Consider the following 13,134-nt stretch of genomic DNA (forward strand, 5'->3'; position numbering starts at 1 on the left):
CGATCTTGCAACCCTTCATATGTAAGGTACGTTCTTTTTTTCTTAACKWTGGTTTTTCTGAGATACGATAAGAAAGAATTTCACTATTATACATATCCATAAAAGGATCTAAGTATAACTTCTTTGACGAATGATCTTTGGGATCACAGTAAAAATACTTTAATTCTGTTGTATCTGTCGTCATTTTTTGATGACAAACACTCGTGTAAAAGCGACGTCGGATTCGGTTCTTGGCAATCGTTCCAACTTTTCCACGATACGAGCTATAGCGACGGGATTTCCGTGTATAAGAGCGGACTTCAATCCTTAGCTTTCGAATCAAGCGTTGAACTTCTTTTTATTCACATGGAATCCTCGGTTCCTTAGTTCGTTCGTCATTCGTAAACAGCCGTAATCTTTATGCTTTTGACGAATATGAAGCATCTCTGTTTCAATTTCCTGATTTGGATTTTTTCGGTCAAACCGTTTTTGCCAATACATAAAGGTTGATTTAGAAAATTCAATGCTTTAAGAAGCTCAACTAATTTGAACTGTCCTCGGAGGCTTGCGATGATTCGCGCGATTGATTCACTCGTCGTTGGTGAGCTCCCTGTTTTCGCAGCTTCCTCAGTTCTTTTAAAAAGGAATTTTCAATTTGAAGAGTACGAACCTGCTTTTCTAATTCTTTGATGCGGTTCTGCTCTTCTAGCGTTTCTTTAATTGAATGGTTCTTTGTCTTTTCTTCTTTTTTTGGCATGGCAGATAGACGCCCTTTCTCTTTTGAGAGCCCATCGATTCCTTCTTTTCGGAATTTTCGCATCCAATTGGCAATAAGAGTTGGATTATTCATTTCAAGAATATTGGCAACTTCACGATAGGAGAACTCACTTGTTTGATATAACTCTATCGCATTTAGCTTGAATTGAACAGAATAATTCTGATTTTGGCGTTTTCGTAAAAGACCTTCTTCACCGAATTCTTGATAAGCATTGATCCACCTATGCACTTGTTCCATTGTTTTAACCCCATGCTTATTTGCTAAAGCTTGTATTCCTCCTTTCCCTACCAGATATTCTTGAACAATTTTTAGTTTAAGTTCAAAGTTATATTTAGACATAAAAATACCGACCTCCAAAAAATTAGATTTTTGGTCTAACTTTTTGGGGTCGGTTCATTTTTGCCTTATCTCTTTCATTATATATTTAATTGACCAGTTATTCTGGTTTTTCACCGATCACTGTAGGTTCAGCTGCTTCTTCGGAGCTTTCTTCAGTCGCTGCTTTGGCTTCTGTGACTGCTACGATTTGTTCTTCACTATCAGTAATGATGTCATAATCTTTATTTTTTGGTAAATCAGCAACAGTTAATGCGTCACCGATTGCAAGTTTTGTAATATCAACTTCTACACGTTCTGGTAATTTATCTGGTGTAGCTGAAACTAAAACATTGTATAAGTTTTGTGTTAGTTCACCACCGGATTTCACACCTTCAGATTCACCCACAAGAACAATTTCAGCTTCTACTTCAGTTGTTTCTTTCATGTTTACAGCTAAAAATTCAACGTGTTTCATTTGGCTTGTAAAAGTGTCCAATTGTGCTTTAAACAGCAATGTATTGATTTTTTTACCACCAATAGTCATTGTGATTACAGCGTTGGCACCATTGTCTCGTAAAACTTTCGTTAATTCTTTTTGATCAACTGAGATAGGCGTACTTTCAATTTCATATCCATAAACGACGGCGGGAACTTGACCTGTGTGACGTAGTTGATTTCTTAGGGAACGTGGACGGACAGCTCTTTCTTTAACTTCTAACGATACTGACATAACCAAAATCCTCCTTAAATTTAAAGCGTAGTGGGTTCATTTCATTCTGATAGAAAAATAGAGAAACATGGTTGTGATATTTTTTGTCACAGGCATATTTTATCTTTTTCTCCGAAGAACTATTCCACATCGCTTGATAAATCAAAATGAATTTATATTTGGTTATCTACAAAAAGCAAAATAATGTAAAAAAGGAGTTTCACTGACGCTTCGTATAAACTTGTAAAAGCCGTTAACTTAGCTAAAGTTCTCCTGTTCATTTGTTAAACGAACAAGTTGCTTCTACAAAAAAAGGACAGCAAAGACAAAAAATCCCGAATAATTGTGCACAATTATCCAGGGGAAAATTCCATATGATACTTTATTCTCTCCCAGGTCATTACGCTGTTTTTGAGAAACCTTATTCACTTTCTATATCAACCATAACGCGAATCTAAAGTTAAGTCAAGGGAAGTGAAGTCTTTTAATTTTTACTTAAAGATTGCTCTAGCAAAAAAATCAACGACTTTATTATCTTGATTGCTTTTCATTCGACGGCGTTTATACTAAACTATTAATTGAAATGAGGAAAAAAAATGCGTTTAGATAAACTATTAGAACAAGAAAAAATTGGATCTAGAAGAAAAGTCAAAGCTCTTATCCGCAGCAAACAAGTGACCGTTGATGGGCAAATCATTCTGAGTGAAAGCTTAAATGTAGATGCAGCATTGCAAGATATTTTTGTTGGTGATAAAAAAATTCAGCAAAAAACACATGTCTATTACATGCTGAATAAACCTCAAGGTGTCGTGACTGCGGTCAAAGATACCCAACACACAACAGTTATTGATTTAATCAGTGCAAGTGACCAAAGATCGGGCTTATATCCTGTCGGTCGATTAGACCGTGATACAGAAGGATTGTTGCTGTTAACAGATAATGGCCAGTTGGGCTATCAATTATTATTACCCCATAAAAAAGTCTCAAAGCGTTATGAAGTCATCGTGAATGAGCCATTAACGATAGTTGATTGTAAGGCGTTTTCTGAAGGTGTCGTGTTTGCTGATGGAAAAAAATGTAAGCCCGCAGAGCTGATGATTTTATCGTCAGAGATTAATGAAAGCCGTGCCTATTTAGATATCACCGAAGGAAAATTTCATCAGGTCAAAAAAATGTTTTTAGCTGTAGGGAAAAAAGTGATTTACTTAAAACGGTTATCGATGGGACCGATCCAACTAGATCCAACACTGAGCTTAGGGGAGTACCGCCCTTTAAATCAAGAAGAATTACAAGCTTTATTACCTTATTTTACTATTCATAAAAAAGAAAAGAGTGTGGAATATGAAATTTAAAACCTTATTATTTGATGTTGATGATACGTTGTTAGATTTTCAATTAACAGAAAAAAAAGCTTTACAGGCCCTTTTTCAAGAAGAAGGACTTTTCTTAACGGATGAAATAGAAGCAACCTATAAAAAAATCAACAGTCAGTTGTGGCGTGAATTTGAGCAAGGCAAAACAGATAAAAAAACAGTGACAGATACTCGTTTTAGCTTGTTATTTGCTCAGTTCAATAAAAATGTTGATGGGAAAAAATGGGGGAGCAATATCGCTATCATTTAAGTCAAGGTCATGATTTATTAGGGAACAGTAAAGAAATTATCGAACGACTTCAACCGGATTATGACTTATATATTGTGACAAATGGTGTCGCAAAAACGCAATATCAGCGGTTGAATGATTCAAAAATGACCGCATTTTTCAATGATATTTTTGTTTCAGAAGAAGTAGGTTATCAAAAGCCGATGAAGGAATACTTTGATTATGTTTTTGAGCGAATTCCTAGCTTTGAGCGGGAAAAAACGCTGATCATTGGCGATTCACTTGCTTCTGATATTCAAGGTGGAAACGTATCAAATATTCAAACGCTTTGGTTAAATCCATCGAAGCAACCAGCGCTGACGGATATTCAGCCCACTTATGAAATCAGTCAGCTAGATGAGATTTTTAAGGTATTAGAACAATAAAAAAAACAGCGATTACGAATCTTGAAAACCTCTCGTAGTCGCTATCTTTTGTTTATAGATCGATACTTAATCGAATCATGTCTTTTAAAACAAGCTTATTTTCGATGATTTCTTCCTTATAATGACGAAGGAAAAAGTCGCGATCGATACTTGTTAGACGAAACCCACATTTTTGATAAAGATACAATTGTCCGAAGCTAGTACTGCCAGTGCCGATTTCTACGGTCTTGTAATGATTATTTGTGGCATAAGCTAAAGCAAACTGGAGCAATTTTTCACCAAGCCCTTGACCTTGAACATTTTCAGCTACAGCAATATTGACGATTTCCAGTGTTTCTGGTCTAGTCGGAAGTAAGACTAAAATACCAGCTATGGTTTTATTAAAAACGAGGTCAAAACACAGGCCGCGCTTTACATAGTCATCAACTAAATGATTATCTGGATCAGCCGATAATAATAAGTCATAATGAATTGTTTGCAGAGTCTGAATTTCTTTAATTGTCATGCTATATTTTCCTTTCTGATACACCGATTCAATAAATGAAAAAGTTTAAAAAATAAATAGATAAAACTGTAGCTTTCTGGCTCGTTTCTATTATAATAGAAAAAGGTTATTATGACTATTACAGATAAGAGAGAGGTTTCGTTGAATGAAAAATACTCAACCAATCGTGATTGGTGTTACTGGTGGTTCAGGTAGTGGGAAAACCAGTGTCAGTCGGGCGATTTTCAATCATTTCCCAAATCATTCGATCATGATGCTGGAACAAGATTCCTACTATAAAGATCAAAGCCATCTGAGTTTTGAAGAAAGATTAACGACTAATTATGATCACCCGTTTGCTTTTGATACGGATTTACTGATCGAACATTTACAACAACTGATAAACTATCAGTCAATTGAAAAACCAGTGTATGATTATGTTGCTCATACGCGAAGTTCGGATATTATTATTCAAGAACCAAAAGAAGTGATTATTTTAGAAGGGATTCTGATTTTGGAAGATGTCCGTTTAAGAGAGTTGATGGATATTAAACTGTATGTGGATACAGATGACGATATCCGTATTATCCGCAGAATCAAACGTGATATGGAAGAGCGAGGCAGAACCTTAGATTCTGTTATTGAACAATATTTGACTGTGGTAAAACCAATGTACCATCAATTTATCGAACCAACGAAACGTTATGCAGATGTGATTGTTCCAGAAGGTGGAGAAAATCATGTAGCGATTGATTTGATCACGACAAAGGTAGCCAGTATTTTAAATTGAGTTATCAGTAGAAAAAGAGTGAATAAGCAGCCATTGTATTTGGATTTATCAAATACAATGGCTGCTTATTTGTTATTTTATTTTGATTTAAAAAAATGAATCATAGACAAATCATTCTTAGATATAGTATCTTATGAGATAACTATGAGCACAGGGCAGTTATTTTGAAAGGAACGAATTAGATGAGAATTTTAATTATTGAAGACAATCGTGAATTAGCGTTATCTGTACAAAAAGGATTAGAACGGGAAAAATTTTCGGTAGATCTCGCTTTTTCTGGTGTGGATGGTGAAGAGAAAGCGTATGTCAATACATATGATGTTATTTTATTAGACTTGAATTTACCTGATAAAGATGGGTTATCGATCTTAAACTTTTTAAGAGAATCGAATATAGATAGTCCAATTATTATTACTACAGCTAGAGACGAAATTGAAGAACGGGCAAAAGGGCTTGATTTTGGAGCAGATGATTATTTAGTAAAACCGTTTGAATTATTAGAATTAGTCGCACGTATTCGTGCCGTTGTTCGACGTTTCCATGGACGAACTTCGCCCCATATCAAGATCGGACTGTTAATGATCGATCCAGTGAAGCGCTTTGTTTGCTATGAAAATTCAGAAGTTATATTAAAGCCAAAAGAATTTGATATTTTATTGTGCATTGCTCAAAAGCATCCAGCAGTTGTTTCGACCGAAGAGATAGCCGAACACGTTTATGATGAAAATTTTGATCCATTTTCCTCCGTTTTACGAGTTCATCTTGCTCGTTTAAAAAAGCAACTTGCTCAAGCGTCTGGAAAAGACTTACTAAAAACGATTAGAGCGAAAGGATATCAATTATGCGAGTAAATTTAAAAATCAGTTTAACTGTTTTGAGCTTTGCCTTTTTTATTATTTTGATTATCAGTGGTGGTTTTTTTGCAATCAAAAGTAACTGGCATTCACTAAATATAGGTCAGTCGATCGGTTCCGCTGTGTATGTGGTCAATGAAACAATGGCTCAACCGACGGCAACAATTGAACTTAAGGCCTCTGAATTAGTCAGTACACAAGCACTGGATGATATTTATTTAAATAGTTTATTAAAGTATTTGCCGATGATCATTCTAGTGGTCTGTTCAGCTATTTTAGTTTTGACTATGACCTTGTGGGTTGTTTTACGAAGGATTTATACAAAGCAAATGGTTTCGATCATTCATGATTTACAGTTTTTAGAAAAGTTTTCAGAGGAAAAAGTCGAAGATAAATCTGTTGCCGAAGCCTTCAAACAATTAAAAGATAAAGTTGATGGAAATTTAAATGATTATAAAAGGCTTAGCAGTTATCTGACTCATGAACAAAAAAATGCCATTGCAATTTTAAGAGCGAATCTAGAGTTGCAGCAAAATGATACAGGTAATCTACATATTTTGGATCGGTTAACTGATAGTATCGATGATATCTTGACGCTTTCAAACAGTACGGAAGAAACCATGAGTGAATCTGTCGATGTTTCTATGATCTGTGCAGAGGTTTGCGACACATACCGTAAAAGCTATCCTATGCTGACATTTTCTTTTGATGAGATCGATTCAACGCTGATTTTAGGGAAGAACCGCTGGATTTACCGAGCAGTCTCAAATTTAGTGGATAATGCAATCAAATATGGGGACAACAAACCGATTGAAGTATCTGTCAATAACCGAAAAGGTAGTATTATCGTTGAGATCAAAGATCATGGCAAAGGAATCGATCCGGCAGTCCATGCGACTATTTTTAATCATAATTATCGAATCAATGGCTTAAAACAAGATGGCTATGGTATTGGTTTGTCAGTGGTTTCCCATGTATGTGACTTATGTCGAGGGTTTGTTTACGTTGAAAGTGAAAAAGATCAAGGGTCCACTTTTTATCTATCATTTCCACAAATTTCTGAAAGTTAACATTCAGTTAACAATTGATTTGGTATTGTAGGAACAAGGAAGGGGGAGAGTAAGAACATGTTCGTCTTTAAACATGCTTTCTTAAATCTTAAAAGAAACACTTGGAATTATATACTAGTCGGCATCATTTTATTTCTTTTGATTTTAAGTTCAATGGTGACAAACACCATGTATACATCTGCTAAATTATTTGCAAAAAATTACAGTAAGCAGTTTACGATGCTAGTAACGATTCTTGAATCAGGTTTAAGTAATTTAACGCATGAAGAAAAACTAACAAAAGAACAGTATCTCAAATTTGGAGAATCGGCGTATGTAAATAACATACAAATGACAGCAAGTGTTCCAGTATCTTTTGAAACCTTAAAGACAGTTGCAACTGCAAGTCCAGTTCGGAGGGTAGAAGATGATGTATTGACACAAACTTCTTATCAAACCGCAGCTAATTGGTTTGGTGCTGGAGCAACAGAGCTTACAAAACATCTCTCAGAAAGCGGTATGGAAATCAGTGCAGGAAGCACCAATCTAAAAAGGAATGAATGCTTGATCAGTGAAGCGTTAGCGCAGATGAATCAGCTTAAGATAGGTGATTCGATTCAAGTGACGGTAACAGGAAATGAGCAGGTAGAGAAGCAAACGTTGGTAATCGCTGGGATGTATCGTCCTAAAAAACAGACCCAATCAAATGGAGCCAGTGAATGGATGAACATTCAGGAAAATGATGTTTTTACGAACTGGGAAACGTTGCATGCAATAAAAAATTTTAACCGTTTCGGATACAGCAGCGTGTCCTATGAATTAAAAAAAACGGATGATTTTGATGCATTTCTTAAAGAAATCCAAGCCAAAGGTCTACCTAGTGAGTATCAGGTCATGACCAATGAGGCGAATATGCAGATGCTCTTAAGTCCAGTTAATGGCTTAGGAACATTGGCTGGAACGATTTTATTAGGGTTATTACTATTTGGCAACTTTAGTGTGGCATTATTTTCCATTCGGACGTTTAAACAAAAGCAAACAGAAATTTGTGTGATGCGTAATATAGGAATCACACAAAAGCAACTGATCAGTAGTCGACTAATCGAATTGATAGTTGTTACAGTGTTTAGCTTCAGCTTCGCATTATTGATTGCTAAATGGATCGTACAACCGATTGCCGATTGGCAATTGAAAAATCAAAAACTGGTGATGGGAAATGTTGACCAGTTGTTTAGTGTTATGGGGAGCGGGGAAACCAAAGCTATCACATCGATTCCTATGGTAATCAACAATGATGCTATTCTCATGATGATCGGAATTGCATGTTTCTTTTTGATTACGATCATTTCTGTCGAAAGTTATAAGATTTTCAAATTTGAACCTATTGATTTTTTGTTAGAAAGGAACATAAATGAATAATGATTCTCTCTCTTAAAAATATAGTATATACGCATAAAAAAAACAAAGTGACTGTATTGGATGATGTGACGATCGATTTTTTACCGGGGAAGGTTTATGGCATTTTGGGGAAAAGAGGAGTAGGAAAAACGGCATTACTTGCATTGATCGCAGGAATAGATACAGTTGATTCGGGTACGATCCTTTTCAACAATCAAAGCCTTGAAAAAATCGATCGAGATCACTACCGCCAGCAGGAAATTGGCACAGTTTTTCAACAGTATAATCTACTCCCAAATGAAACAGCTTTGACAACTCTTAAATTGTGTACGCTTAATTCTTGTATACAAGGAAATGATCCGTTGTATGAAGCTTTAAAAAAAGTCGGGATCGATAAAAAGTTGGCAAATCAAAAAATAAAAAAATTATCTGTTTCCAATCAACAACGCGTTTATTTGACTAAAGCAATAATCAATGATCCTGAAATTGTCTTGATCGACGAACCTGTTGTGTCATTAAGTGAACTGCCATTAGAAATGGTCATGGAGTACATACGTATATACGCGAAAAATGAAAACAAGTGTATCATCATCAGCTCGCGATCAAAAGCAATTGCAGCATATGTTGATGAGCTGTGGGGATTGAATGGTGGGAAACTATCATTTATCAAGGATAATGTAGAAAATAAAAAACTTTAGAGTAGATCAAGGTTGTTGTGAGCTTGGTGAAATAGTGTAATGATAGCTACTTGAGTGATTTCTACATTGTTTTTAAGTAGGAAGGAAGAGTATATGAACTATTGGAATCGAGCATTGTGTAGTGTGACAAGGAGAAAAGGAAAATCACTTATTTTATTTGCAGTTATTTTTATATTAGGTAATGTTATTGCCGGATCGATCGCGATTCAGCAATCTACTGCAAATGTTGAAAAGAAAATCAAGCATGATTTAGGTGCTACTGTAACTGTTGAGTTAGATTATGAAAAGTTGATGGATGAAGGTCAATCCTTTTCGCCTGAAGCTTTAACGGTCGGAGATATCAAAAAAATAGGGTCGTCGTCCTATGTTAAAGAATTTGACTACAATGTGAAAACCAGTCTAATGGTAAAAAAAGTCAAAAGTTATGAAATGGAAAATGGTACAGCAGCAGTTAACATGCCAAAAGTATTGAATCTTAAAGGGAACAACTTAGTAGAACCAATGGATTTTAAAGATAAAAAAGTAAACTTAGTTGAGGGACGTACATTTAAGCAAGATGAGATCAACAGCGGGAAAGATGTTGCAATCCTCTCAAAAAAAGTAGCAGAGGCAAATGGGTTTAATGTAGGAGATAAAGTTGTGCTGGATAGTTCCATCGTTGATTATAAAGATGATGGTTCATTGGAAGAGCTAGGCAGCCAAGATCATCCAGTAGAAATTATTGGTCTGTTTGAACCGACAAGTGTTGAAAAGAAAAAATCAGATGGCAAAGATAAAAAAGGGATGGACGAGCAATTTATGGAAACAGAGCAGTTCAATACTGTTTATATGCCAAATGAGGCTGTGATGAATATCAACAAAGCTGAATTTGAAAAAGGGAAATCATTGATACCAGATCGGTATAAAAAAGCTGACGGTACAGATGTGACAGAAGAAGAGATGAATCAAATCACGCCTGTATATGTTCTAAAATCACCAGAGGATGTGGAAGTCTTTAAGGAAGAAGCAAAATCGTTGATTCCAGAAGGCTTCAAGTTGAATGCTTCGACTGATCAATATGATCAAGTAGGTGGGACATTCAAAAAAATGTCACAAATTTCCGGTTATGTAGTGCTTTTAGCTATCGGTGCAACTTTGCTGATCATTTCACTAGTAGTCATTCTCTTCTTGCGTGACCGTAAACATGAATTAGGTATCTATCTATCTTTAGGTGAAACAAGAGTTAAAGTAATGCAACAGATTTTGATTGAATTGTTACTGATTAGTCTTGTTGCTATGTGTCTTTCTTTAGTTACAGGGAATATTCTTGGGAAAATGGTCTCAGAATCTTTGATTGCCAGTGATGCATTTTCACAAACTGGAGATGCAGCAAGTAATGGTGGAATGATGATGGTCGGTGGAGGCTCTAGTTTGCCAACGTTAACAACCGAAGATGTCTCTAGTGCCTATGAAGTGAAGTTCTCAATTAGCTATATCGTGACGTTCTTGATTGCAGGATTAAGTACAGTTTTACTGTCTGCGGTTTTACCTCTGACGTATGTTTTGCGCTTGAATCCAAAGAAAATCATGATGTAGGAGGAAAACAATATGACAATTTTACAAACAAAAAACGTGAGCTATTTTTATCAAGACGGAGACAAACGTCGAATGATTTTACAAGATACATCGATCAATTTTGAACAAGGACGATTTTACACGATTCTAGGCCAGTCTGGTTCAGGAAAAACAACCTTTCTTTCGTTGATCAGTGCATTGGATGAACCGAAATCTGGTGAGGTTTTATACAAAGGTCAAAATATCAAAACCATTGGACTAGAAAAGTATCGTAGAGATGATATCAGTATTATTTTTCAAAGTTACAATTTAGTCCCATATTTAACAGCGTTAGAAAATGTTTTAGTAGCAATGTCGATCACAGATAACGATATGCCTAAAGATAACCGTGAAGTAGCGTATAATTTATTGGATTATATCGGCATCAATAAAGCCAAAGCAGATCGTTTAGTCGGGCAATTATCAGGTGGAGAACAACAACGTGTGGCAATTGCTAGAGCGTTGGCGACCAATGTCGATATTATACTAGCCGATGAGCCAACAGGAAATTTAGACGAAGGCATGGAACAAGAAATCGTGGATATCTTTAAAGATTTGGCTGAAACACATAATAAATGTGTGATCGTTGTTACCCACTCCAATGAAATAGCAAAACAATCAGATAAAACCTATTTTCTTAAGCAAGGTGAGTTGATGTTGAATGAGTGATTTTCTATCTAATTTCAATAAATCAAATTATGATAGTACAAAGGAAAAAAAGCTGCAGGAAGGCTCTGAAAAAGAAGAAGCAACAAAACAGGAAGCAACGGCTTCTTCATCAAATGAACCTCAAACAAGGATCGGACCAGTCAATATGGCTGACCGAAAAGTTGATAGCTTCTCTGCTTCTTCTGAAGCGGAACAACCAACGACTTCACAGACAAGAAGAAGTCAGTCAGAAGATGAAACAGAAATAGATCCTACGTATCATAAGAAAAGAAAACAAAAAATTTTACTGATCAGTATAGGTAGCTTTGCGGCACTTTGTATCCTGTATTTTGGTTATTATCAAATGACGCATGTGGAACTCCCTGACTTTGCAGGAAAAGATTTAGCGGAAGCACGTACATGGGCGACTGACAATAAAGTGAAATTAAAAGTGGATCAAACATATAGTGACAAGGTAGAAGCGAACAAAATAATTTCACAAAAAGTAAAAAAAGGCAGTAAAATCAAAAAAGGAGCGGAATTAACAGTCGAAGCAAGCACCGGTGCTGATCCAGAAGAAAAATTGACGTTGCCTGACTTTATGGCGATGAAAAAATCAGAAGCTGAAAAATGGATCAAGGACAATAAAGCAGAGAACATATCGCTCATAGATGAATATAGTGATACCTTGGAAAAAGGCAAAGCTGCGCGCTTTGAAATTGTTAATAAAGAAGTCACGAAGGAAAATTACAAACGCAAAGACAAAGCCAATATGTATTATTCTAAAGGCAAAGAAACTTATGAAAAAAATATTTCTGTTCCTGATTTCACGAAAAAAATGAAGACGGAAGTTGAAAGCTGGGCCAAAACAAATGATATCAAAGTGACCTATGAAGAGGCCAGCTCAGCAGAAATACCTGTAGAAAGCATTATTTCTCAAAGTATTGCTAAAGATCAAAAAGTTGCTAAGAAAGATAGCTTAACTGTCACCGTATCGCTTGGTAAAGGATTTATTGTACCGAATTTTGCAGACTATACACAAGAAGAAGCAGGAAGTGCTGTAGAAGGATTGACCATTCAAGCCAAAAGTGTATTTACGAACAATGTGCCTTATGGACAATTGATTTCCCAAAGTGTTGAAGCCGGAACTCAGTTAACAAGTAAGGATGACTTGAAAGTGAAAGTCTACTATTCAGCAGGTCAACCGTACCTTAAAGATTTAAGAGGAAATACCTTAGAAGGTGATTTACAAAAACAATTTTATGAGGAATTTCAATCAAAAGGTGCAAATATTCAGTATACGGTCAGGTATGTTGACTCGGCAGAACCTAAAGGAACAGTTGTTGGAATGAGTGCGTATAATCTGTATGTCCCACTAGACTATACAGTCGCTTTGGATATCAGCTTAGGGAATTTAGAGGGAGCAGAAAATCAATCACCTAAAGCTTCTGGTAATGATTCTGCCAAGGAACCAGATTCGAAAGAAAAGTCACACTAGCATATAAATAGAATCGTAAAGTAAGAAATCAGGTGTTGTTTTCATCTGGTTTCTTTTTTTAGTACAAAGCAATTGTTCACCTGAAAAATAAGAATTCAATGAGAAGGGTTTTCCTGTGTTAGATGTCAGGAAAATGGAGCAGTTTTTTTAATTAGTTTATTTAAATGTAAATTGTATTTTTACTAAGAATAAAAAAATAAAAGGATTGGTTTTGAGTGGTTTTATTTTCTACTTAAATAAAGTTATGGAGCGCTTTAGTTTATTTATTGGTCTTTTTTTATTTTTTATATTTGGAATTATAGTGTCTATTT

12 protein-coding genes and 2 pseudogenes are annotated in these 13,134 nt (G+C 35.5%); 10 read left to right on the forward strand and 4 right to left on the reverse strand.

What is annotated here, in order from left to right; all coding sequences use genetic code 11:
- From V192_RS22885 to V192_RS0114940, 3 genes and pseudogenes are all read right to left on the reverse strand, one after another.
- Positions 1 to 322 (reverse strand): annotated as a pseudogene (locus tag V192_RS22885) (hypothetical protein); the annotation flags it as partial.
- 198 nt (positions 323 to 520) lie between these two features.
- The gene (locus V192_RS22890; protein WP_025873145.1) at positions 521 to 1,096 is read right to left on the reverse strand and encodes an IS3 family transposase; all 576 of its coding nucleotides are present in this window, start codon (positions 1,094 to 1,096) and stop codon (positions 521 to 523) included.
- Between the two features lie 97 nt (positions 1,097 to 1,193).
- Complete coding sequence (locus V192_RS0114940; RefSeq protein WP_025873146.1) at positions 1,194 to 1,805, reverse strand: 50S ribosomal protein L25/general stress protein Ctc; 612 nt, start codon at positions 1,803 to 1,805, stop codon at positions 1,194 to 1,196.
- A 575-nt stretch (positions 1,806 to 2,380) separates the two neighbouring features.
- Between V192_RS0114940 and V192_RS0114945 the strand changes: the two genes are divergently transcribed.
- Entirely contained in the window at positions 2,381 to 3,136 is a 756-nt protein-coding gene (locus V192_RS0114945; protein ID WP_025873147.1) for a 16S rRNA pseudouridine(516) synthase, read from the forward strand.
- Positions 3,126 to 3,811 (forward strand): annotated as a pseudogene (locus V192_RS20375) (YjjG family noncanonical pyrimidine nucleotidase). The gene V192_RS0114945 and the pseudogene V192_RS20375 overlap by 11 nt, the downstream one beginning before the upstream one ends.
- Before the next feature lie 52 nt (positions 3,812 to 3,863).
- Here the strand turns inward: V192_RS20375 and V192_RS0114955 are convergent.
- A complete protein-coding gene (locus V192_RS0114955; RefSeq protein WP_025873148.1) occupies positions 3,864 to 4,316 on the reverse strand; it encodes a GNAT family N-acetyltransferase in 453 nt (150 codons plus the stop codon).
- 145 nt (positions 4,317 to 4,461) lie between these two features.
- On the opposite strand from V192_RS0114955, the gene udk reads away from it, so the two are divergent.
- From udk to V192_RS0114995, 8 genes are all read left to right on the forward strand, one after another.
- Entirely contained in the window at positions 4,462 to 5,085 is a 624-nt protein-coding gene (gene udk / locus V192_RS0114960; RefSeq protein ID WP_025873149.1) for a uridine kinase, read from the forward strand.
- 182 nt (positions 5,086 to 5,267) lie between these two features.
- On the forward strand, positions 5,268 to 5,936 hold the full coding sequence (locus V192_RS0114965) for a response regulator transcription factor (protein WP_025873150.1): 669 nt from the start codon (positions 5,268 to 5,270) through the stop codon (positions 5,934 to 5,936).
- Complete coding sequence (locus tag V192_RS0114970) at positions 5,927 to 7,009, forward strand: sensor histidine kinase (RefSeq protein WP_025873151.1); 1,083 nt, start codon at positions 5,927 to 5,929, stop codon at positions 7,007 to 7,009. The genes V192_RS0114965 and V192_RS0114970 overlap by 10 nt, the downstream gene beginning before the upstream one ends.
- Before the next feature lie 57 nt (positions 7,010 to 7,066).
- Positions 7,067 to 8,407, forward strand: a complete 1,341-nt coding sequence (locus V192_RS0114975) for an ABC transporter permease (RefSeq protein WP_025873152.1) — start codon at positions 7,067 to 7,069, stop codon at positions 8,405 to 8,407.
- 47 nt (positions 8,408 to 8,454) lie between these two features.
- Positions 8,455 to 9,084 (forward strand): ATP-binding cassette domain-containing protein, encoded by a 630-nt coding sequence (locus V192_RS0114980; protein ID WP_239644702.1) that lies wholly within the window; start codon positions 8,455 to 8,457, stop codon positions 9,082 to 9,084.
- Positions 9,085 to 9,177: 93 nt separating this feature from the next.
- On the forward strand, positions 9,178 to 10,659 hold the full coding sequence (locus tag V192_RS0114985; protein ID WP_025873154.1) for an ABC transporter permease: 1,482 nt from the start codon (positions 9,178 to 9,180) through the stop codon (positions 10,657 to 10,659).
- A 12-nt stretch (positions 10,660 to 10,671) separates the two neighbouring features.
- Positions 10,672 to 11,346, forward strand: coding sequence for an ABC transporter ATP-binding protein (locus V192_RS0114990; protein WP_025873155.1), 675 nt, complete (start codon positions 10,672 to 10,674; stop codon positions 11,344 to 11,346).
- On the forward strand, positions 11,339 to 12,823 hold the full coding sequence (locus V192_RS0114995; RefSeq protein ID WP_025873156.1) for a PASTA domain-containing protein: 1,485 nt from the start codon (positions 11,339 to 11,341) through the stop codon (positions 12,821 to 12,823). Before V192_RS0114990 ends, V192_RS0114995 begins: the two co-directional genes overlap by 8 nt.
- Positions 12,824 to 13,134: the final 311 nt, after the last annotated feature.

Origin of the sequence: Enterococcus crotali, from assembly GCF_000633635.1 — a bacterium.
GTDB lineage: Bacteria > Bacillota > Bacilli > Lactobacillales > Enterococcaceae > Enterococcus_L > Enterococcus_L crotali.

Excerpts from the sequence above, each read along its gene's own strand:
- V192_RS22890 (WP_025873145.1), bottom strand. The coding sequence starts at position 1,096 with ATGTCTAAATATAACTTTGAACTTAAACTAAAAATTGTTCAAGAATAT.
- V192_RS0114940 (WP_025873146.1), bottom strand. The coding sequence starts at position 1,805 with ATGTCAGTATCGTTAGAAGTTAAAGAAAGAGCTGTCCGTCCACGTTCC.
- V192_RS0114945 (WP_025873147.1), top strand. The coding sequence starts at position 2,381 with ATGCGTTTAGATAAACTATTAGAACAAGAAAAAATTGGATCTAGAAGA.
- V192_RS0114955 (WP_025873148.1), bottom strand. The coding sequence starts at position 4,316 with ATGACAATTAAAGAAATTCAGACTCTGCAAACAATTCATTATGACTTA.
- udk (WP_025873149.1), top strand. The coding sequence starts at position 4,462 with ATGAAAAATACTCAACCAATCGTGATTGGTGTTACTGGTGGTTCAGGT.
- V192_RS0114965 (WP_025873150.1), top strand. The coding sequence starts at position 5,268 with ATGAGAATTTTAATTATTGAAGACAATCGTGAATTAGCGTTATCTGTA.
- V192_RS0114970 (WP_025873151.1), top strand. The coding sequence starts at position 5,927 with ATGCGAGTAAATTTAAAAATCAGTTTAACTGTTTTGAGCTTTGCCTTT.
- V192_RS0114975 (WP_025873152.1), top strand. The coding sequence starts at position 7,067 with ATGTTCGTCTTTAAACATGCTTTCTTAAATCTTAAAAGAAACACTTGG.
- V192_RS0114985 (WP_025873154.1), top strand. The coding sequence starts at position 9,178 with ATGAACTATTGGAATCGAGCATTGTGTAGTGTGACAAGGAGAAAAGGA.
- V192_RS0114990 (WP_025873155.1), top strand. The coding sequence starts at position 10,672 with ATGACAATTTTACAAACAAAAAACGTGAGCTATTTTTATCAAGACGGA.
- V192_RS0114995 (WP_025873156.1), top strand. The coding sequence starts at position 11,339 with ATGAGTGATTTTCTATCTAATTTCAATAAATCAAATTATGATAGTACA.